This is a genomic window from Roseateles sp. DB2, assembly GCF_051857535.1.
Taxonomy (GTDB): domain Bacteria; phylum Pseudomonadota; class Gammaproteobacteria; order Burkholderiales; family Burkholderiaceae_C; genus Roseateles_B.
Genome location: NZ_JBPZGY010000007.1, coordinates 112,333 through 133,439 on the forward strand (window position 1 = coordinate 112,333; position 21,107 = coordinate 133,439).

Here is a 21,107-nt window from a genome sequence, read left to right on the forward strand (position 1 = left end):
CCCCGCAGCATGCCTGCTGCCCCTGGGGCGCCCCATAGGGAGCTTCACTTAAGGAGTTCCCGCCTGAGTGATACTCCCGGTATGAACAAGCTTTCCGATCTGCGCAAGAGCTACGAGCTGGCCGAGCTGGACGAATCCCAGGCATCGGGCGAGCCCATGATCCAGTTCCGCCAGTGGCTCGACGAAGCCCTCAAAGCGGAACTGCCCGAGCCCAATGCCATGACTCTGGCCACCGTGGGCGAGGACGGCCGCCCCTCCACCCGCATCGTGCTGATCAAAGGCTTCGACGCACGAGGCATCGTCTGGTACACCAACTACGACAGCCGCAAGGGCCGCGAACTGGCCCTCCATCCTTTCGCCGCGCTGCAGTTCCATTGGGTGGAGCTGGAGCGCGTGGTGCGCATAGAGGGCCGTGTCGAGAAGGTCAGCGCCGAAGAATCGGACGCCTACTTCCACTCGCGCCCCCTGGACTCGCGCCTGGGCGCCTGGGCCTCGCCGCAAAGCCAGGTGATCAGCTCCCGCGCCGTGCTGGTGGCCAATGCTGCCAGGGCCGCCGCCCAGCACGGGCTGAGTCCCAGCCGCCCCCCGCATTGGGGGGGATTCCGCCTGGTGCCCGAACGTTGGGAGTTCTGGCAGGGCCGCAGGTCCCGTCTGCATGACCGGATCAGCTATCGGCTCGAAGGCCAGGGCTGGGTCAAGGAGCGCCTCGCGCCCTGACGCTGCCCCGGCTCGCGTCAGAAGCGCACTTGAACGCCCGTCGACACGCTGCGGCCAGGCAGTGGCGCCCAGTCGCGGATGGTGGACATGCTCGCGGCTCGATAACCCAGGGCGTTGCCCAGATTGTCCAGCTTGAGATACCACAACGCGTCGGCCTGGTCCCAGCGGAACTGGCGGTTCAGCGACAGCCGAGCCAGCGTATAGCCAGGCGTGGCTCGGTCGACCTGCGGCACCCGGCCCTGGGCCGCCGCCTGCTGAATTTCCAGCCTGAGGCCCCAGGCGCCGCCCTGTCCTTCCAGACTCAGCGTGGTGCGCCGAGGCGCGATGCGCGGCAAGGGCTCCGCATGGCTGAGGTCATTGCCCTGCACCCAGTCGAGCTGCAGCCCCGCTTGCCAGCGCCAGCCGGCCAGCGCGCCGGGCAGCCAAGCCGCCTGCAGGTCCTGCTGCAGGCTCAACTCCACGCCCTGCAGCCGGGCGCCCACGGCCTGATAGGCGTAAACAGGCAGTACTTCACCGGACTCAGCAGCCACGCTGGCGCCAGTTGCACGAAGCGCGATGTAGTCCTTGAAGCGGGTCCGGTAAGCATTGATCTCCACGCTGCCGTTGCCATGCTTCCAATGCAAGCCCAGGTCCAGGCCGCTGGCATGTTCTAGTCCCAGCGTCGAGTCGCCCTGTTCGAAGGCACCTGTGGCCACATGCACGCCGCTGGCAAAAAGCTCCCCCGCCGACGGCGCACGCTCAGAATGGTTGATATTGAGGCTCAGTCCCACCGCCGGCACCGGATGCCAGCTGAGACTGGCCGAAGCGCTGGCCGGCGAGAAGCGTCTCTCGGCAGCGGGACCGAAGCGGGCGTCTGCAGCGTCCGCAGCATCACCATCGGAGCGCACCCGCACCTGGTCCCGCCGAGCACCCAGGCCCAACTGCCAAGGTCCGTCACTCCACTGCTCCAGGATGAAGAGCCCCTGAGTCCGGTTCCGGTTGCTGGGCATCAGGGCCTCTTCGCCCTGCACCTCGAAGCGGCTCTGCTCCAGCTGCCAGCCCAGCACACCGCGCACACCGGCCAGCGGCGCATGCTCGGCCTGAAGACGCAACTCCGAGCCGCGCTGCGCGAAGCGGGTGCCCAGGGCACCATCGCCCTCGATCTCGTCATGCTGGTAGCGGGCACGGCTGAATTGCCACTGCAGCTTGCGCAACAGGCCTTCGCTCCACCGCCATTCCCCCGCGCCAGCCAGGCGCTGGCGCTGCATGGCGATCTTCACGTCAGGCTCGACGGTCACGCCGTAGTCGTTGCGGTAGTCGTCCAGGCTCAGGCCCGCATAGCCGTCACGAACGACCCAGGAGCCCCCCATCGCTGCGCTGCGCGAGGCGCTGGCTGAATTGCGCACATGGGACATTCGCTGGCCATCGGGCGCGGTAAACCAGGGCGTCTTCTGATCGTCGGCCAACCGGCGCGCCACATCGGCATGCCAGGCCCAAGGCCCCTGCCCACCATCCAGCACTGCGGCCAGGGCACGCTCGTTCGAGGCACCACCCAGACGGAACTCGGTGGCGCCTGACAAGCCTTGGCTGGGGCTGCGTGGAATGCGGTTGTCTATGGTGTTGACCACGCCGCCAATCGCATTGCCACCGTAGAGCAAGGCTGCCGCCCCGCGCAGTACCTCGATGCGATCCACGACCAGCGGATCGACAGGCACGGCATGGTCGTAGCTCAGGCTGGATACGTCCAGCGAGCCTCCGGCGTTGTTGAGCATGCGCACCCGCTCGCCATCCAGCCCACGAATGGTCGGCCGGCTGGCGTTGGGACCAAAGGAGGTCGCTGCGACGCCTGGCAGGCCCTCGACCGTCTCGCCCACGCTGCCGCCTCGGCGCAGCAGCAAGGCATCGCCGGACAAGGCCTGGCCGGGCTGGGCAAGCTCCTTGTTGCCCAGGGGATTGCCGGTGACCTGCACGGCTTCGAGGGTCTGCCGGTCGGCGGTGTCACCTTCAGCATGCGCCCATGGAGCAGCGAGCAGGCTCAACAGCAGCAAGGTGCGCGGCTGGCGCAATGGCAGAGGGGACGGCATGAGATTGGTCCGGAGCACGTGGCGCCGGGCCTTGTATGGAGACTTTTCTTGCATGGATGCTGGGCCGACAGGGTGCGGCCCCCTGGCATGGCGGGCAACGCAGGCCTCGCCGGGTCTGAGGATGGGCGCACGGCAATGCGCCCGGCCGCCCGCAGCGCATGGGCTGACGGGCGAGCTTCATGCCCTGCGACAGGGCGTGAAATCAGACAAGAATGGGAGGACCGCGGGCTCGCGGACTGGCCGGCAATGCCTCGGCGGAAGCCGGCACCTGGATGCTGGCCAGCGCGGTGACCAGCGTCAGAAGGACCTGGGCAGGCTCTTCACCGTTGACCTGATCGCCATGGGCAAGTTGGTCGAACAGCTGGCAGTCGGTGGACCCCAGCGCATGACCCCAGGCGTCAGCGGGCCCCTGCTCGATGGCGACAGCCAGCTTGAAGCCCAGGTGGGCCACTCGGTGCCCCTGCCCCAGGCCCTGCGCCAGCAGCAGGCACAGCGCCAGCCAGGCGTGCAAAGCCATTGCCGGCCAGAGGCGACTGCGACCAAAAGCGCTCATCACCGCAGGTCCTCCATACGGCCATCCATCTGCGTGCCACACGCATGCACGCGCGCCAGGCTCAGGCGAGCCGGCGGCGATGCAGGGCATTGGAGGCAGGAGCAGAACAAGATGCGAATCGAGCCAAGTCAGGACAGCGGCATTGTGCACATCCGCCGCCAGCATGCCATCAGGCATGGCCCCTAGCCCCCGTGGGCCGAGGGGATGATCATTCTCCGGGCTGCAGCATGCGAGACACCTGCAGCCGCCAGCCGCACCAGGCCGGCCACGCCGCGCCCGCCGTGGCCAGCAAGGTCGCCAGCAGGCCAAGAAGCAGTCCATGCTGCATGCCATGTCCTTGCGTACCCAGCCAGTGCAACTGCTCCGGGGCCGCCAGATGCCGCAGGCTCATCCAGGCCAGCTCGCTGAGCCCCCAGGCCAGCAGCAGCGCCAGCGCAGCCAGCCACAGCCATTCCAAAAGGGGCAACAGCGCCACCCGCCCTGCCGGGGCGCCCAGCACCCGCAGCAGGACCAGATCCTGCCTGCGCTGCTCCTGAGCCTGGAGCATCAGCGCAAAGGCAGCCAGCCAGGCACACAGCAGAAGCAGGACCAGCAAGGTCTTCAGCAGCATCGGCAGCCAGCCCAGTGCCGCTGCCATGCGGCCGATTTCCTCACGGGGCACGGCCGCCTGCAGATGGGGCTGCGCATTCAGCCAAGGCAGCAGCAGGCCCAGAGCCTCTTCGCCGGCCGGGCTGACCAGCACGTGGCTGATGTCGCCCAGGCTTTCCTCTCCGGCCTCCGAGCCAGGTTGCCCTTCGACGCCGTTGAGTCCCGCAGACAGCGAAGGCGCCACCGGAGTGGCAGGCTGGCGCTGGGCCCACAGCGAGCTCAGGTCCGTCAGGATCAGGCCGTCCAGTGCCGAGCCCTGGCGAGCCAGGATGCCAACCACGAGAAAAGGCTTCTGTATTGCGCTCGCCCTGCCAACGCCCCCTGCCGAACCACGGCCCGGTGCATCCAGCCCGCTGAACTCGGAGCCCACCGACAGCCCGAGGCCTTCGGCAGCATCCGCACCTAGCACCACCTCCATCACATGCTCAAAGCAGCGCCCCTGAGCCAGTTGCGCCTGACGCAAGGCCAGGAAGGGTGCCTCGGTGCCGACCACGGCAAAGGCACGGTGCCGGCCCCCCAGCAGCACCGGCACGGCCTGGGAAACTTGCGGCAGCCCGCGCAGCAGGGGCACGGTCTCATAGGGCAGCGTGCCACCTGGCTCGTTCAGCAACTGGATGGCGGAGAGCGTCTGGCGCCAGGGGTCGCCCTTGGGACCGACGAGCAATTCCATGCCCTGCATCGCCCGTTCCAGACGCTGTGGCATCTGCCGGGTCAGTTGCATCAGCAGGCTGGCCGCCGTCAGGGCCAGACTCAACAGCAGCAGGCTCATGGCCGCGTACTGGGGCCTGGACCACAGATGACGCCAGGCCAGCCAGGGCAGCGTCGGCCCGATCGCCAGTCCTGCCCGCCTCATCCTGGCTGCCCTCCCAGCACGGTACTGAGGCCCGCCGTCAGGCCAGAAGCCAGCCAGCCCAGATTGCGCAAACGGTGCAGTTGAAGGGGCAGCAAGGCCTGGAAGCGCTGGACCACGCGTGCATCATGCGTGGTCACGACCAGGGTGACATGATGCTCAGCGGCCGCTTGGCACAGCAGGCCGATCATGCGCTCACTCGCTTCTTCGTCCAGATTGGCGGTGGGTTCATCGGCAAGCAGGATGCGGGGGCCACGCAGCAGCGCACGCGCCAGGATTACCCGCTGGAGCTGCCCCTGATTGAGCTGGCCCGCCCGGCGCTTGGCCAAGCCTTCCAGCCCCAGGCTGGTCATGACCAGGCCGATGCGCTCCTTGTCCGCCGGGAGGCCAGCCGCGAGAAAGGGCAGGCGCAGGTTCTCCAGCACGTTGAGCGAGGGGCTCAGATGCAGGCGCTGGGACACCAGCCCCAGCTGACTACCCCGCCAACGATCCACTGCAGAGCCCTGCAACTGCCCCAGCTCTACGCCGGCCAGTCGCAGTTGGCCATCGGAGGGCCGCAGCAGGCCCGCCATGAGGTTCAGCAGCGTGGACTTGCCTACGCCCGAGGGCCCGTGCACAAGCAAGTGGTGGCGCGGCGCCAGCACGAAATCATCAAAGTACAGCAGTGCACCGCCAGGGTAGGCATGGCGCAGGCTGTGCCAGGCAATCATGGGTTCGCTGAGCACCGTCATGCGTTCCCTCCACGCTCTGCCAGCCCCCCCATGCGCGATCTCCCGCAGCGTGTGGCCTCAGTGCGTTCAGTGCGTTCAGTACGTCCCGGCATCGTCGCGCAGCAGGTGCCTGAAGGTCTTCATGAACTTGTCGACCTTGCCCGCGACCACGAACACGCAATAGCCCTGGTCTGGGTTGCGGGCGAAATACTGGTGGTGATAGGGCTCTGCGGTGCTGTAGAGCCGCAGCGCTTGAAGCTCTGTCACGACTCGACCGCCCAATGCCTTGCCAGCCTCCGCGAGAAAGTCGCGCGCCACGGCTTCGTCGTCTACATGCTCGTAGTAGATGCCCGAGCGGTACTGCGTGCCCACGTCAGCGCCCTGGCGGTTGAGGCTGGTCGGGTCGTGGATGCAGAAGAACACCTCCAGCAGCTGGCGCAGGCTCACCTGACCAGGGTCGTATTCGATGCGCACCACCTCGGCATGGCCGGTCTGGCCGGTACAGACCTGCTCATAGCTCGGTTCGGGCTGCTGCCCATTGCAGTAGCCGGGTTCCACGGACTTCACGCCGCGGACTCGCGAAAACACCGCCTCGGTGCACCAGAAACAGCCGCCCCCCAGCGTGATGCGGCCCGTGCCGGCATGGCTCATCGTGTGATTCTCCAAAGACGCGTTCCCGCGTCGACAGCCTCCATTGTGCAGCGGGCGCCGCGCTACATGCTCAAATCGCGGCGAGTCTGAGGGTCGGGTCGCACTCTCGGCAGCTTTGGCGCATGTCCGCATCCTCATCCCATGGATCTCTACAGTCCCTTCAAGACCCTGTGCCTGACCCTGCTGGCGCCGCCCGGACTCCTGCTGCCGCCCCTTCTCGCCGGGGCCTGGCTTTGGCGGCGTGCGGGTCGATGGCGATGGTGCCTGCCGCTGGTTTTCGCGCTGATGTGGCTGTCCTTGTGCGAAGCCCCAGCCCTGCTGCTTCAGAAGGGCCTGCTGCGCCCGCCGCCGGCCCTGCAGTTGCAGGCCCAGTCCTGCCAAGCGTCGGGCCCGACCTTGGTGCTGGTTCTGGGCGGCGGCATCCATCAGTGGACGGCAGAGCGTGCGGGACCGGACCTGAAGCTGGGCACGCTGGAGCGCCTGCGTCATGGGGTATTCCTGGCACGTCAGTGCCAGTGGCCGCTGGGCTTTACGGGAGGGCTGCCCACGCATCCCAAGCCTGATGATGTGCCGGAGAGCCAGGTCGCCGAACGTGTGGCACGCGAAGAATTCGGCCTGCCCTTATCGCTCATCGAAGGCGCGTCCAGCGACACACGCGAAAATGCCAGTTTGAGCCTGCCTTTGCTGCGCGATCGGGGCATCCAGCGCCTGGTGCTTGTCACTCACGCCGAGCACATGCCACGCAGCCTCAAGGCCTTCGAGGCGGCGGCACACGCTGCCAATCACCCGCTGACCCTGGTGCCCGCCCCCGTCGCCGGCCGGCCCCTCGAGGACCTGTCCCCTTACGACTGGGCCCCATCGGAAGCGGGGTACCGCCGCATGCGCTACGTGTTCTACGAGTACCTGGCGCAGTTGGCCGGGCACTGAACAGGACATCGATCAGACCATCGGGGCGCAGAAATCGGGGCGCAGAAAAGAGGAACCCCCCCGGGCTTTCGCGCGGAGGGGTGGGTGGCTGGCGCCACCGGTGGAGCTCAACGGTGAACGACCGGAGGGCTCCTGGCGCGCAGAGACTGCGCCAGTTGGAATGCCTATCGTTAGGCTCCCCAAAGTTAGACGTCGGGACTTGGGACTTCAAGCGGCGCTGACGAAGCATTGATCCTGATTAACCCCGAGCGACCTCGCCTGGACTTCCCGCCGACGCGCGCCTATGGCCTGCTGCCAAAGAGCTTGTCGAACAGCATCTGGCTGGATTGCAGCACGGCGTCCGGCATGGTGATGGTCCGCCCCCACTCGCGGCTGGTTTCGCCGGGCCATTTGTTGGTGGCATCCAGCCCCATCTTGCCGCCCAGACCGCTGACAGGCGACGCAAAGTCCAGGTAGTCGATGGGCGTGTTCTCGACCAGGGTGGTGTCGCGCACCGGGTCCATGCGGGTGGTGATGGCCCAGACCACTTCCTTCCAGTCGCGCACGTTCACGTCCTCGTCCACGATGACGATGAACTTGGTGTACATGAACTGGCGCAGGAAACTCCACAGCCCGAACATCAGGCGCTTGGCATGGCCCGGATAGCTCTTGCGAATGGAGATCACCGCCATGCGGTAGCTGCACCCCTCGGGTGGCAGATAGAAGTCAACGATCTCCGGAAACTGCTTCTGCAGGATAGGCACGAAGACCTCATTGAGGGCAACACCAAGCACCGCCGGCTCGTCGGGCGGCTTGCCGGTGTAGGTACTGTGATAGATCGGGTCGTCACGATGCGTCAGGCGCAGGACCTCGAAGACGGGGAACCAGTCCTGCTCGTTGTAGTAGCCGGTATGGTCGCCATACGGCCCTTCCAGAGCATGGAGGTAGCCCTTGATCTCCTTCAGCGGCACACCGTGCTCGCTGCGTCCCTCGAAGCCCGGCGCTGCTGGTGGGACATGCCCCTCCAGAATGATCTCGGCGGTGGCCGGCACCTGCAACATGCGGCCGCCCTCCCCGACCGCAGTCTCTGCCAGTTCGGTACGCGAGCCCCGCAGCAGGCCGGCGAACTGGTACTCCGACAGGCTATCCGGCACTGGGGTGACCGCGCCCAGGGTCGTGGCCGGGTCGGCCCCCAGCGCCACGGCGATGGGGAAAGGCTGGCCCGGATTGGCCAGCGCGAAGTCACGGAAATCCAGCGCGCCGCCACGGTGAGCCAGCCAGCGCATGATGAGCTGGCGCGGCCCAATCAACTGCTGGCGATAGATGCCCAGGTTCTGGCGCAGCCTGGGCTTGGGCGTCGACTGCGGCCCTCGCGTGATGACCAAGCCCCAGGTCACCAGCGGGGCAGCATCACCGGGCCAGCAATATTGAATAGGGAGCCGCGCCAAATCGAGCTCAGCGCCCTCCAGAATGTTGGCCTGGCAGGCAGGTCGGGAGACCATGCTGGGCTTCATGTCCCAGAGCGCCTTGCCCATCTGCAGCAGCTTGCCGGCGTCCTTGAGGCCCTTGGGCGGCTCCGGTTCCTTCAGGTTGGCCAGCAACTGCCCAACCTCCCTCAACTCGGCCAGATTGTCGGCCCCCATGCCCAGGGCTACGCGCCGGGGCGTCCCGAAGAGATTTCCCAGGACTGGCATTTGCCGCCCCCCCAAGCCTTGGGGGGTCACGGGATTCTCGAATAGAAGTGCAGGCCCTTCAGCGCGCAAGACCCGGTCACACAGGGACGTCATCTCCAAGTGCGTACTGACGGGATCGCTCACCCGAAGCAGTTCGCCTTGGGCCTCCAGGCCTGCCATGAAGGCCCGCAGATCTCTGTATTTCATAACTTATAGCTATTTAAGCGAGCCATTTTAGGCTTGACCGGTTATTTTTCGTCCTTAGAATCGCGCCAGCCTTGCACCAGCAAGGGTTAACCCGTGCGCCGTTCCAGGGTTCAAGCGCACGACCGCTGCCAATGGACGCCGCCTGCCAGGGGGCCCCAAGCCCCGCCAGCAACTTAGGCGGCCCATTATCACCGTCGGTCTTCGCCCCTCGCTCTGCGTGGGTTGGAGATCGGGCGGAGAAGAAAGGAGTCACATGACAGCGCAAGCTAACCTGTTGAGCCTCGGACGCCATGCCCGCATCGCGACCGAGGTCTTCCTCAAAGACATTGGCCAGGGATTGCTGGTCGTCAGCCACAACACATTGGCCCTGCTGGGTCTTACCGTCGTCGCCCTGCTGGCCACGTTCGCCAGCCAGGCGGACCTGCGTCATCAGCTCGAGAGTCAGACCCTGGGCTGGCTCAGTGCTCGTCAGGAAGCCCGCGCCGAAGCCAGCGGAGACGTCCTCAACACCCTGAGCGACCCGACCGCCATCCAGCGTGCGACCGCCACCAATCCCAAGGAGCTGAGCCGCCCGCAGGCTGCGGTGGCTCAGTGGCTGGCGCGGCGGTACAAGGTGGCACCCGAGCCCGTGGCACGCCTTGTGCAGGAAGCATGGGTCGTGGGCCAGAAAGCCAAGGTGGAGCCCACCCTGATCCTGGCCATCATGGCCGTGGAATCAGGCTTCAATCCTTTTGCGCAGAGCACCGTAGGCGCCCAAGGCCTCATGCAGGTGATGACACGCGTCCATGATGACAAGTACGAGGCTTTTGGCGGCACGCACGCTGCCTTCGACCCGGTTACCAATCTGCGCGTTGGGGTGCAGGTGCTGAAGGAGTGCATCCAGCGTGGCGGCAGCCTGGAAGACGGCCTCAAGTATTACGTGGGCGCCGCCAATCTCAGCGACGACGCAGGCTATGCAGGTCGCGTGCTCAGCGAGCACGAGCAGCTGAAAGCCGTTGCCGCAGGCCGCCCGCCCACACCACGCCCCAGTGCCGAGCCCCAGGCCCCCATGGCCTCCTCGGCTCCGCAGCAGGTGGCCCTGCTTCACTGAGATCCCACCCTGCTCTGGCGCGGCACACTTACCCGCCTGAATTCATGAAGCCCCATCGGCGAGCCGAAGGGGCTTTTTTAATGCGCGCTAGCCCCGCGCCAGGCAAAGGAGACCGACCCGCCGAGTGTGGAATGGACATCCTGGCAGCCGGCCGGAGCCGCTACACTCCACGGGCCGCGCAACTGGCGATGATGCCCCTGCTGCACTGAGGGGCCAAGGTGGGTGACCACCGGGGAGCGCGGCTGCCTGCGCACCCGCGGTGCCCGGCAGATCAGCCGTTCGCCTGGGCAGCCGAGCAAGGAGCGTCAGGGATGCTTTCTTGTGGTCCGGGCCCGGCTACAACCCTAGATTCCCACTGACACCATGTTCGACCGCACCCAATCCACCCTGGCCGCCATCGACCCCGACCTCTGGACTGCCATCCAGAACGAGAACCGCCGCCAGGAAGAGCACATCGAGCTGATCGCCTCCGAGAACTACACCTCGCCGGCCGTCATGCAGGCCCAGGGCAGCCAGCTGACCAACAAGTACGCCGAGGGCTATCCCGGCAAGCGTTACTACGGCGGCTGCGAGTACGTTGACGTCGTCGAGCAACTGGCCATCGACCGTCTGAAGCAGCTCTTCGGCGCCCAGTTCGCCAATGTGCAGCCCAACTCCGGATCACAAGCCAACCAGGGCGTGTTCTTCGGCTTGCTGCAGCCCGGCGACACCATCATGGGCATGAGCCTCGCCGAAGGCGGCCACTTGACCCACGGAATGCCCCTGAACATGTCGGGCAAGTGGTTCAAGGTCGTGTCCTACGGCCTCGACGCCAACGAAGCCATCGACTATGACGCCATGGAGCGCATCGCCCGCGAGCACAAACCCAAGTTGATCATTGCCGGCGCCTCCGCCTACTCGCTGCGCATCGACTTCGAACGCTTCGGCAAAATCGCCAAGGAGATCGGCGCCTACTTCATGGTTGACATGGCCCACTATGCCGGCCTGATCGCCGCAGGCGTCTACCCCAACCCGCTGCCGCATGCCGACGTGGTGACCTCCACCACGCACAAGAGCCTGCGCGGCCCGCGTGGCGGCATCATCCTGACCAACAGCGAAGAGATCGCCAAGAAGATCAACTCGGCCATCTTCCCCGGCATCCAGGGCGGCCCGCTGATGCACGTCATCGCCGGCAAGGCCGTGGCCTTCAAGGAAGCGCTGAGCCCGGAGTTCAAGGCCTACCAGGAGCAGGTGGTCAAGAACGCCAAGGTGCTGGCTGAAACGCTGATCGAGCGTGGCCTGCGCATCGTGTCCGGCGGTACCGAGAGCCACGTCATGCTGGTCGACCTGCGTCCCAAGGGCCTGACCGGCAAGGAAGCCGAGGCCATCCTGGGCGCCGCCCACATGACCTGCAACAAGAACGGCATCCCCAATGACCCGCAGAAGCCCATGGTCACCAGCGGCATCCGCCTTGGCACGCCGGCCATGACCACGCGCGGTTTCAAGGAAGAGCAGGTGCGCGCCACCGCCCACCTGATCGCCGATGTGCTGGACAAGCCGCACGACGAAGCCAACCTGGCCACGGTGCGCGAGAAGGTCGCCGCGCTGACCCGCCAGTTCCCCGTCTACCGCTAAGCCGGTCCGCTGCCGATGCGCTGCCCCTTCTGTTCCCATCATGAAACCCAGGTCGCCGAGACCCGCGAATCGGATGAGGGCGATGTGGTGCGCCGTCGGCGGCGCTGCCTGAGCTGCGACAAGCGCTTCACCACCTACGAACGCGCTGAGATCGCCCTGCCGGCGGTGGTGAAGAAGGACGGGACCAGAGCCGACTTCGACCCCTCCAAGCTGCGCGCTTCCATGCAACTGGCCCTGCGCAAGCGGCCAGTCAGCATCGAACAGATCGACGCCGCCCTGGATCGTATCCAGGACAAGCTGCTGACCAGTGGCGCCCGCGAGATCCCTTCCACCAAGCTTGGCGAGCTGGTCATGCGCGAACTCAAGCGCATCGACAAGGTGGCCTATGTCCGCTTCGCTTCGGTCTACCGCAGCTTCGAGGACGTGGATGAATTCCGGCAGCTGATTCGCGACATCTGACAGCCCTGGCAGGCACAGCCAGCAGCAAGAATCCGCAGCCCTGCGGATGTGCGCCCCGCCTTTCACACGCCCTTGGGATGCGCGCCACCCTCCGAGAGCCTACGCTGCAAGCCTTCCCTGACGAAGGCTTGCCATGCGTCCGATTTCCGCCCATCGCCATCTCCATTTGCGGGCTTTGCTGAGCGTTCTGCTTTGCATCCCACAGCGCATCCAACGGCGCTCGCAACTGCGCTTCCAACTGCCGGCACCACCGCAGGCCTGTTGGATGAAACCTCCTCGGCCAGCGCACCCAACATCGCATCGATCAGCACATGGATCGACGCAGCACCGCACTCCCCGTCCACCACAGCGGTCAGCGCCTCAAGAAGGGTTTGCACTTCTCAGCGCCCTCATATCCGTCGCTGTCCTGGCCCTCCTCAGCCAGATTGCCTGGCCCGCGCTGCAGGAGGCCGTCAGCCGGCGGCGCCTGGAGACACTGGCCGCTGACTTCGCCCACGACCTCCAGCTTGCAAGAAGCCTGGCCCTCAGTGGAGAACAAGCCCTGCGCCTGAGCGTGACGCTGGCCCCCGCGGGCAGCTGCTATGTGCTGCACCAAGCCGCGCATGACCGCTGCCATTGCACCGCGATCACAGCCCGCTGCGAGGAAGCGGCGGCACCACTCAAGCACCGATGGGTCGCTGCCAGCAGCCGCATCCGCATCGCAGCCAATGTGCCCGGCGTCACCCTGCATCCCGGCGAAGGCTTTGTCACCAGCGCGGGCACCTTTCGCGTCGAACAGACGGACAGCGGCCGAGGCATCTGGTACGTGCTCAGCCCCGTCGGACGCGTCCGGCGCTGCGCCAAGGACTGGGAACCCAGCGCCCTACCGCGCTGCACCCCCACCCCGGCCTGAACCAGGCCGCCACCCCCTGGAGGACCCATGATGCAAGTGCCACAGCAGGACCTGCCTTGCGTAAGCACCCACCGCGCAGCGCTGCTTCTCCGTGATCTGCACAGCCCCGACCCGCGCAGCGCAAGCTCCAGCTACGCAAAACCCAATTGCACGGGATCAATCTACGCAGGACCAAACTGCGCCAGCAGGCCACCAGCGCTGTCACCCCACGCTGGCTTGAGCCTCCTGGAACTCATGATCGCCCTGCTCATCACCGCCACCCTGGCCACCCTCACTTGGCCGCGTTTCGAGACGTTCCTTCACAAGGCACGCCGCAGCGAGGCGCAGACGGCCCTGGCCGAGGTCCTCACTGCCCAGTCCCGCTACCGCAGCACCCACAGGCGCTACGCCGGCAGCCTGGCGGAGCTGGGGCTAGCTGCCAGCCCGCTTATGCATTACCAGTTGCGCCTGCTCGATCTACCCAAGTCCACCGACGGCGACGACGATGCCGATGCCGAGCCCTTCAGCAAGGGTTTCGTGGCCCTCGCCGTCCCCCTGCGCACCAGCACGCAAGCAAGAGACCAGGCCTGTGCAGAGTTGCGCCTTACCCTGCAGGGGCGGCAGCTCACCCACAGTGCCTCCGACAGCGGCGGCAGCCCTAACCCCCAGTGCTGGCCCCAATGAAGAACCCTGCGATGAGGCATGCCGACCCGGCCTGGCCCTCACCCCACAGCGAGCGGGCCTCGCGCACAAGGCAAGCCGGGTGGACCCTGGTGGATCTGCTGGTGGGCATGGGCTTGGGGCTGTTCCTGTGCGCCCTCGCAGGCGCACTCATGCTCAGCCAGTGGCGCGAACACAAGCATTTGCTGGCCGAGACCCTGCTGCAACAGGAGCTTCGCAATGCCATGGCCTTGATGCGTCACGAAGTCCACCGCAGCGGCGCCGATCCTGCCGCGCACGCACGAATCCCAGAGCGTGGCGGCGCAGCGGTCACGCCGACCGAATCCCCGCAGCTGCAACTGCTTCTGGAGGGCTCGCCCATCGCAGACGAGCGCACTGGGAACGGACTGAGCCTGGGCTATCGGCGCGAGGACCCAGACAAGGCCGACCGCCGCCTCGAGCGGGGCCTGCGTCTGCAGGGAACGCAGCTGCAATACCTGCTGGAGCGAAGCTGGCAGCCCTGGACTGACAGCAACACCGTGCGGTTCATAGGACTGGAGCTGCGTCTGGGCAAAGCCAGCAGCACGCTGCCCGTGGTCTGCGCATGCGCGATGGCCCTTGCCCCCTGCGATGCCCGGCTGCAAACCCAGGTGCTCCATGTCCGGTTGATCGGCCAGTCCCGGTTGGACAGCCGCACCGTGCGCAGCCTAAGCAGCAGCATTCACGTCCGCAACAAGCGCCTGGAACGGCCTGAGGAACCATGCTGATCTCCCCTCCCTCTACGCTCTGGCGCTCACCCGCCAATCTGCCCAGCGCACGCCACGCCCAAGCAGGCATGGCCACCTTCGCCACCTTGACGGTCATGCTCCTGTTGATGGGCATGGTCGCGCTGCTCAGCGCCCGGGTCATCCAAGGGGAGCAGATGGTCAGCGAAGCCATGGTGCAGGGCCACCAGCGCCAGAGCCTGCAGGAAAGCGGCCTGGACTGGGGCCTGCACCTCCTGAACAGTCCGGCGCTCGATGCAGACTGCCGCCCCGGTGCCAGTCCAGGGCCTGCATTTGGCGACAGCCTGAGCATCGTCGACGAGCGTGGGCATCGTCAGGTACGCGAGGCTTGGCGAGGCCACCCCTTCCAATGCAGTGTCGACGACGGCGTCTGGCACTGCCATTGCCCCGACATGAGGACGCCTGGCCCTTCGCCAGGCACCGACCCCGTACGCCCTCGCCTGTACACCGACCAGCGGCCTCGTCTCAGCCTGGAGTTCCAGGGGCAGGAGTGGGCAGAGGCCGCGCACTGGCATCGGAGGACCCTGCGCCTGCTGGTCCAGTCTTGCGCCGAAGGTCAAGCTCCTTGCGAGTTTGCGGCCATCCCGGAATCCGGCCCCCTGCCTGCCAAGGCGCAGTCGCAGCTGGTGGTGCTCTCCTCGGCCCTGGCGAAGGCCCCCGGTAGCGCCCTGATCAGCGGTGCTGAGGTGAATCTGCGGGGCTTGGAAGACAGGGAAGCCGGCCTGGCCCTGGCGCCCGATCCTGACAGTGCCTGGGTTCTGCAGGCGGGAGGCGAGGTGCTTGGCGCTGATGCCCATGTGCAAGGCCCTCCGGGCAGCACATCGGACACACTCGTCCGCCGCCTGGACGCCGAACTGGCCCTGTCCCCGGAGGCTTTCTTCAAGCGCTTCTTTGGCATGCTGCCACTGCCCTACCGCAATCGAGCCGGACTGTCCGTGCTGGACTGCCGGGCCGCTGCTGATTGCAGCGCGGCCCTGGAAGCCCGCATCAGGGCCGGGCAGTCTTGGCTTTGGATTCAGGGGCCGGCTCGTCTGCGAAGCCCCCTCCACCTGGGCAGCCCAGACAGCCCAGTGCTGATCCTGTGCGACAGCACCCTCGACGTAGAGACTAGCCTGCGGCTCACGGGTCTGATCTATAGCCACGGCACCACCCGCCTGAGCGCGCCCGGCGCTGCCCTGCGCATAGATGGCGCCGTGCTCAGCGCAGGCGCCGTCGTGCTGACCGGGCGTGTCCAGCTGGTGCACAGTGCACCGATCATCCGTCGCCTGACCGAGCTGCGCGGCAGTTGGGTTCGCTTACCAGGAGGATGGGCTGCATGAGACATGTCACGCCACCTCGAGTAGCCAGCGGCATGAGGCGACGCACCACGGCCATGAGACTTTCTGCCGGCCTCGGCTGCCCCCAGTGCTCGCGCATGCACAGAACAATCCACAGACGCCATCGACGGAACAGTCGCTTGCAGATGCCTAGCGAATGGCGACGAAAACAGCGAAAGCAAGGGCGGCAACAACAGTGGCGACAACAGTGGCGACAACGGCCGCAAAAGCAGCAACAGAAAAGGCCTTCGATCAGCTTGCAGAGGCATGTACACCGCCCAATGGCTGGCTTGAGCCTGGTGGAGGCCCTGCTGGCCAGCTTGCTGCTGAGCATAGGCATGGTTTTGTTGCTCAAGGGACAGGCCTTCATGCGCGACTTCGGCGACCAGGCGCGCGAGCGCGCCGCCGCAGCCGTGCTTGCCGAAGCACGACTGGAGCGACTGCGGGCCGGGCTTGCCAGCGTCGAACCAAGTGGCCCTGACGCGCTCCTGCATACCTACGGCGGATGGTCATCAGTCCACAGCGAGGATCCGCTTGACAGCGAGGGCAGTGACAGAGAGAGCAGTGGCAGAGAGGGCAGTGGCAGGCCGGAGGGCATGCTTAGGGGCAGCACAAGCTCCGTCCATGCCCGTGCACCTGTCGGTGCCGATGGCCGTGCAGCGCCCAGCGCCGCACGGCCCCCCAGGCTCGAAACGGACCACCCTCCAGTCTCTGATGAGACTTGGCATGAGGTGCTGGACGGCAGCCGGTATGAGTTCCTTCAGAGAGTCAGTGCCGCGGACAGTCCCCTTCTGCAGGACGTTGACCTGCAGCTGCGCTGGCAGGACCGGTCTGGCATCTGGCAGTCACTGCGATGGCCCGCCCGCCTGGGATTGGGCGATCCAACCGTGGCGCTCCTGGCACTCCATCCACAGACTGTCGGCAATGTGGCCCTGATACGGGGGCGGCATCCCTCCATTTCTGACGCCGCGCGCACCGTGAGCCCGGGATGGCTGGCATTTCAGGCAGAGGCCAGCCTTGCCGAGGCCTGGTTGCTGGATGCTCGGACCGGCTGGGTGATGGGCCTTTGTGAGCTGGGGGGGAGGAGCCTCGATGGGCTTCGGGCCGCCGACATTGCAGACTGCCGCTCCCGGATGATCGGTGGGGGAGCGCTGCTGCTGAGCGGCGAGATTCACTTCGACTTGAGTGACCGCCCCTCACCCTCCCTGCCCCGCTCCAGAGCCATACCCCTCGGCGTGGTGCTGCGCCTGAGCAGTGCCGCGGCCTCACCAGCGCCGCCCCGCTGTGTCAGCAACGCGAGCAGCGCACTTGCAAGAGGGCTGGCGGTGGTCAGCTACCACTGTCTGGTCTATCCACGGGGCTCTGACCAACGATGGAGCGGGCGCAGCGAGCTGACCGGCGAGGCGGCCGACCTGACGCGCTATCGCATCTGCCGCTACAGTGCAGACCACGACCGCGACGGCCGCATTGCCAACCCTGAGCATCCGCCTTTCTACACCGATGTGGACGGACCGCTGACCCAGCAGAACTTCCTGGTGATCCGTACCGGCCTCCCCTGCCCCACGGACCTCCCCGCGGACCCAGCCGCAGGCAGGCTGCTGGATATGGGCACACAAGCACACCAGCCGCCCGCATGATTCCCATGCGCGCGCCTCATCTCATCTGTAGCCACACCCAAGCGATCCGTCAGCCGTTCAACCCTCACCAGCATCCGCCACCACCGCAAGCCCGCGCCCTTGCCGACGGCCCGATCGCCAGGGCACGGCGGAGCGCGCTATTCTTCCAACCCATTCTTCCAACCCGTTCTTCCAACCTGTTCCTCCAAGCCAAATCCTCAGGCACACATCACCTGCCAAGCACATCCTGCCCCTCGGACGACCGCCGCACATGCCAGCGCCTTGCCATCTGACTGACACGCCATCGTGAACTCCCCAAATCCGGCACCAAGCCCGGCCGCAATGCCGGCGCCCCTCCCCGCCGTCCCTGCGGACCACCCACTGTCGCCCCAGCAAGCCATGGAACTGGCGCTGACCCTGTCCCAGCGTGCCATCGGCCTGAGCGACCCCAATCCGCGAGTCGGCTGCGTCATCACGGATGAACAAGGGCATGTGCTGGGCGCAGGGCATACCCAGCAGGCTGGCGGGCCCCATGCCGAAGTGATGGCTTTGCGAGATGCTCGGGCGCGAGGCCACGGCGAAAGTGCCCTAGCAGGCGCCCAGGTCTATGTCACTCTTGAACCCTGCGCTCACCACGGGCGAACACCTCCTTGCTGCGAAGCGCTGGCCGCGGCTGGCGTCGCACAGGTGCACATCGCCCTGCTCGACCCCAATCCCCTGGTTGCAGGCAAGGGCCGGGCGCATCTCGAAGCAGCGGGCATCGCCTGCGAACTTGGCCTGGGAGCGGCTGAAGCGAGGGAGATCAACATCGGCTTCCTGAGCCGCATGGTGCTCGGCAGGCCCTATGTCCGGATGAAGGTGGCCGCCAGCCTGGACGGCCGAACCGCCCTCCCCGACGGACGCAGCCAATGGATCACAGGCCCTGCTGCACGTCAGGACGGTCAGCGGTGGCGGCAGCGGGCCGGCGCCATCCTGACCGGTCTGGGCACGGTTCGGGATGATGATCCCCGCCTGGACTTGCGCCTGCCCGGCACAGAGACCGCCCTCCTGCAGCCGCTGCGCGTCATCGCTGATTCGAGGCTGCAGACGCCGCTGTCCGCTCGCATCCTGCAAGCGCCAGGTCGCGTGCTGCTGGTTCATGCCGGCGCGGCGTCCTCCAGTACCTGGCCGGCAGGCGTCGAGACCCTGGCCCTGCCGACGGGTGGACAGGTCGACCTGCCCGCCTTGCTGATCGAGCTCGGACGGCGCGGCATCAATGAACTCCACGTGGAAGCCGGCGCGACCTTGAATGGTGCCCTGCTGCGGGCCGGTCTCGTAGATGAGTTGCTGGTCTATCTGGCGCCCGCCCTGCTGGGCGAGGGCCGTGGCATGGCAGCCCTGGGCCTGCTGCCCGGCCTGGACGCCGCGCCACGCTTCGACTGGCTGGAAGCCCTCCCGGTCGGCGGGGACCTGCGGCTTCGACTGCGTCGGCCAGAGCTGGGGTATTGACCCTACTGGCCCCTGCCCCCGCGTGAGCTGCCGGAAACTAGGCGCCACGCCCAAGGGAACTGCGCATCTCCGCCCCCGGGAAACACCGGATGGTCGCCCCGCCCCTCTACAATCCGCCCCTATGCCTATCTCTCCTGTCCCCGAGCTGGTCGCCGAACTGGCCGCTGGCCGCATGGTCATCCTGGTTGACGAAGAAGACCGCGAGAACGAGGGTGACCTCGTCCTGGCTGCGGACCACGTCACGCCCGAAGCCATCAACTTCATGGCCAAGTACGGCCGCGGCCTGATCTGCCTGACGCTGACGCGCGACCGTTGCGAGCGCCTGCAACTGCCGCCCATGGCCACGCGCAACGGCACGCAGCATGGCACGGCCTTCACCGTGTCCATCGAGGCGGCCACGGGTGTCACGACCGGCATCTCCGCCGCAGACCGTGCCCGCACCGTGCAGGCCGCAGTGGCCAGGAACGCCGAGGCGCGTGACCTGGTCCAGCCCGGCCACATCTTCCCCCTGCAGGCGCAGGACGGCGGCGTGCTGATGCGCGCCGGCCATACGGAAGCCGGCTGCGACCTCTCCCGCATGGCGGGTCTGACGCCCGCTGCCGTGATCTGCGAGATCATGAAGGACGACGGCACCATGGCCCGTCTGCCAGACCTGGAGATCTTCGCCAGGGAGCATGGCATCAAGATCGGCACCATCGCCGACCTGATCGAGTACCGCAGTCGCAACGAGTCCCTCGTCCAGTTGGTCAGCCGCCGCGCGATGCAGACGCACCAGGGCAGCTTCGACTGCAGCGTCTTCAAGGACCGCACCGGCGCCGTGCATCTGGCCTTGAGCCATGGCCTTTGGCAGCCGGCCGATGAAGTACTGGTGCGAGTGCACGAGCCCTTCTCCGCCCTGGACCTGCTGGACGCCGGCCCCTGTGGCCACTCCTGGCCACTGCCGCAGGCACTGGCGGCTCTGAAGCAAGCCCCCGCCGGCGTGGCCGTGCTGCTGAATTGCGGTGAAACCGCCGAGGCGCTGCTGGGCCGATTCGAAGGGACAGGCAGCACCGCCCCCCGCGCCACGGCCATGGACCTGCGCACCTACGGCGTCGGTGCCCAGATCCTGCGCGAACTGGGCGTGCACAAGATGAAGTTGCTGGGCAGCCCGCGTCGCATGCCCAGCATGGCCGGCTATGGCCTGGAAGTTACCGGTTTCTTGAGTGCTCAGCAGAGCACTCAAAAGGAGTGAACAGCCCATGCAAGGAGCAGAAAAGGGACAACAGGCCACCCTGGACGGCCGGGACCTGCGCATCGGCATCGTGCAGGCACGCTTCAACGAGACCCTCACCAACACTTTGGCGCAACACTGCCTGGAAGCGCTGGCAGCCATGGGCGTGCCCAGCCACCAGATCCGCCACGTCACCGTACCGGGCGCCCTGGAAGTGCCCGTCGCCCTGCAGACCATGGCGGACAGCGAGCGCTTCGACGCGCTGATTGCTCTGGGCTGCATCATCCGTGGCGAGACCTACCACTTCGAGCTGGTGGCCAATGAAAGTGGCGCGGGCGTGACCCGTGTCTCGTTGGACGCCAACCTGCCCATCGCCAACGCCATCCTCACCGTCGAGAACGAAGCCCAGGCCTGGGCCCGTGCGGCGGAAAAGGGCGCGGACGCCGCGCGCGTTGCCGTCGAAATGGCCCATCTTCTGAAAGCCCTGCAGTGAGCATGAACGACAAGACCCCCACCCCCACTGCAGCCAAGCCCGCAGCCAAGTCGGCCGGCAAGCCCGGTGTCAAGCGGGCCGGCGCCAAGTCGGCCCGCCGCCGCTCGCGCGAGTTCGCGCTCCAGGCGCTGTACCAGTGGCTGGTCACTGGCGATGAGCCTGGCGCCATCGAGGCCCATATGCGCGAGCAGCAGGGCTTCGACAAGTGCGACAAAGCCCACTTCGACGCCCTGTTCAACGGCAGCGTTCATGAAGCTGCCGACCTGGACGGCGTGCTGGGCCGCCACGTGGATCGCAAGACCACCGAGCTCTCACCCATCGAGCACGGCATCCTGATGATCGGCGCCTACGAGCTCAAGCACTGCATCGACATCCCCTACAAGGTTGCGATCAACGAAGCTGTGGAGCTGGCCAAGTCCTTCGGCGGCACCGACGGCCACAAGTACGTCAACGGCGTACTGGACCGCGCAGCCGAGGACCTGCGCGCCGTGGAAGTGCAGGCCCAGCGCCGGCCCGCCCGCTGAGCA

The 21,107-nt window shown here is 66.7% G+C and carries 20 protein-coding genes and 1 riboswitch; of the genes, 14 read left to right on the forward strand and 6 right to left on the reverse strand.

Going from position 1 to position 21,107, the window contains the following annotated elements; all coding sequences use genetic code 11:
* Positions 1–81 precede the first annotated feature (81 nt).
* Positions 82–717, forward strand: a complete 636-nt coding sequence (pdxH, locus tag ACS5PK_RS12930; protein ID WP_439440659.1) for a pyridoxamine 5'-phosphate oxidase — start codon at positions 82–84, stop codon at positions 715–717.
* 17 nt (positions 718–734) lie between these two features.
* Here the strand turns inward: pdxH and ACS5PK_RS12935 are convergent, their stop codons facing one another.
* From ACS5PK_RS12935 to msrA, 5 genes are all read right to left on the reverse strand, one after another.
* Complete coding sequence (locus ACS5PK_RS12935) at positions 735–2,780, reverse strand: TonB-dependent receptor (RefSeq protein ID WP_439440660.1); 2,046 nt, start codon at positions 2,778–2,780, stop codon at positions 735–737.
* A gap of 202 nt (positions 2,781–2,982) precedes the next feature.
* Positions 2,983–3,333 (reverse strand): hypothetical protein, encoded by a 351-nt coding sequence (locus tag ACS5PK_RS12940; protein ID WP_439440661.1) that lies wholly within the window; start codon positions 3,331–3,333, stop codon positions 2,983–2,985.
* A gap of 208 nt (positions 3,334–3,541) precedes the next feature.
* A complete protein-coding gene (locus ACS5PK_RS12945; protein WP_439440662.1) occupies positions 3,542–4,834 on the reverse strand; it encodes an ABC transporter permease in 1,293 nt (430 codons plus the stop codon).
* A complete protein-coding gene (locus tag ACS5PK_RS12950; protein WP_439440663.1) occupies positions 4,831–5,562 on the reverse strand; it encodes an ABC transporter ATP-binding protein in 732 nt (243 codons plus the stop codon). The genes ACS5PK_RS12945 and ACS5PK_RS12950 overlap by 4 nt, the downstream gene beginning before the upstream one ends.
* 75 nt (positions 5,563–5,637) lie before the next feature.
* Entirely contained in the window at positions 5,638–6,192 is a 555-nt protein-coding gene (gene msrA / locus ACS5PK_RS12955; protein WP_439440664.1) for a peptide-methionine (S)-S-oxide reductase MsrA, read from the reverse strand.
* 141 nt (positions 6,193–6,333) lie between these two features.
* On the opposite strand from msrA, the gene ACS5PK_RS12960 reads away from it, so the two are divergent.
* Positions 6,334–7,119: a YdcF family protein gene (locus tag ACS5PK_RS12960; protein ID WP_439440665.1), complete on the forward strand. Its 786-nt coding sequence runs from the start codon at positions 6,334–6,336 to the stop codon at positions 7,117–7,119.
* Between the two features lie 281 nt (positions 7,120–7,400).
* On the opposite strand, the gene ACS5PK_RS12965 is transcribed toward ACS5PK_RS12960, so the two are convergent.
* A complete protein-coding gene (locus ACS5PK_RS12965) occupies positions 7,401–8,978 on the reverse strand; it encodes a UbiD family decarboxylase (protein WP_439440666.1) in 1,578 nt (525 codons plus the stop codon).
* 253 nt (positions 8,979–9,231) lie between these two features.
* Between ACS5PK_RS12965 and ACS5PK_RS12970 the strand changes: the two genes are divergently transcribed.
* From ACS5PK_RS12970 to nusB, 12 genes are all read left to right on the forward strand, one after another.
* Complete coding sequence (locus tag ACS5PK_RS12970) at positions 9,232–10,068, forward strand: transglycosylase SLT domain-containing protein (RefSeq protein ID WP_439440667.1); 837 nt, start codon at positions 9,232–9,234, stop codon at positions 10,066–10,068.
* 168 nt (positions 10,069–10,236) lie between these two features.
* Positions 10,237–10,364, forward strand: a riboswitch (ZMP/ZTP riboswitch).
* Between the two features lie 67 nt (positions 10,365–10,431).
* On the forward strand, positions 10,432–11,682 hold the full coding sequence (gene glyA, locus ACS5PK_RS12975) for a serine hydroxymethyltransferase (RefSeq protein WP_439440668.1): 1,251 nt from the start codon (positions 10,432–10,434) through the stop codon (positions 11,680–11,682).
* 15 nt (positions 11,683–11,697) lie between these two features.
* On the forward strand, positions 11,698–12,141 hold the full coding sequence (gene nrdR, locus ACS5PK_RS12980; RefSeq protein WP_439440669.1) for a transcriptional regulator NrdR: 444 nt from the start codon (positions 11,698–11,700) through the stop codon (positions 12,139–12,141).
* Between the two features lie 265 nt (positions 12,142–12,406).
* On the forward strand, positions 12,407–13,033 hold the full coding sequence (locus tag ACS5PK_RS12985; protein ID WP_439440670.1) for a GspH/FimT family pseudopilin: 627 nt from the start codon (positions 12,407–12,409) through the stop codon (positions 13,031–13,033).
* Between the two features lie 30 nt (positions 13,034–13,063).
* Entirely contained in the window at positions 13,064–13,696 is a 633-nt protein-coding gene (locus ACS5PK_RS12990) for a type IV pilin protein (RefSeq protein WP_439440760.1), read from the forward strand.
* Positions 13,697–13,707: 11 nt separating this feature from the next.
* The gene (locus ACS5PK_RS12995) at positions 13,708–14,439 is read left to right on the forward strand and encodes a PilW family protein (RefSeq protein WP_439440671.1); all 732 of its coding nucleotides are present in this window, start codon (positions 13,708–13,710) and stop codon (positions 14,437–14,439) included.
* Complete coding sequence (locus ACS5PK_RS13000; RefSeq protein ID WP_439440672.1) at positions 14,433–15,776, forward strand: hypothetical protein; 1,344 nt, start codon at positions 14,433–14,435, stop codon at positions 15,774–15,776. Before ACS5PK_RS12995 ends, ACS5PK_RS13000 begins: the two co-directional genes overlap by 7 nt.
* A gap of 137 nt (positions 15,777–15,913) precedes the next feature.
* Positions 15,914–17,410, forward strand: a complete 1,497-nt coding sequence (locus tag ACS5PK_RS13005) for a hypothetical protein (protein ID WP_439440673.1) — start codon at positions 15,914–15,916, stop codon at positions 17,408–17,410.
* Between the two features lie 378 nt (positions 17,411–17,788).
* Positions 17,789–18,877, forward strand: coding sequence for a bifunctional diaminohydroxyphosphoribosylaminopyrimidine deaminase/5-amino-6-(5-phosphoribosylamino)uracil reductase RibD (gene ribD, locus ACS5PK_RS13010; protein WP_439440674.1), 1,089 nt, complete (start codon positions 17,789–17,791; stop codon positions 18,875–18,877).
* Positions 18,878–18,998: 121 nt separating this feature from the next.
* Positions 18,999–20,108 (forward strand): bifunctional 3,4-dihydroxy-2-butanone-4-phosphate synthase/GTP cyclohydrolase II, encoded by a 1,110-nt coding sequence (ribBA, locus tag ACS5PK_RS13015; RefSeq protein WP_439440675.1) that lies wholly within the window; start codon positions 18,999–19,001, stop codon positions 20,106–20,108.
* Positions 20,109–20,115: 7 nt separating this feature from the next.
* Entirely contained in the window at positions 20,116–20,580 is a 465-nt protein-coding gene (gene ribH, locus ACS5PK_RS13020) for a 6,7-dimethyl-8-ribityllumazine synthase (RefSeq protein ID WP_439440676.1), read from the forward strand.
* Between the two features lie 2 nt (positions 20,581–20,582).
* The gene (gene nusB, locus ACS5PK_RS13025; RefSeq protein ID WP_439440677.1) at positions 20,583–21,104 is read left to right on the forward strand and encodes a transcription antitermination factor NusB; all 522 of its coding nucleotides are present in this window, start codon (positions 20,583–20,585) and stop codon (positions 21,102–21,104) included.
* Positions 21,105–21,107: the final 3 nt, after the last annotated feature.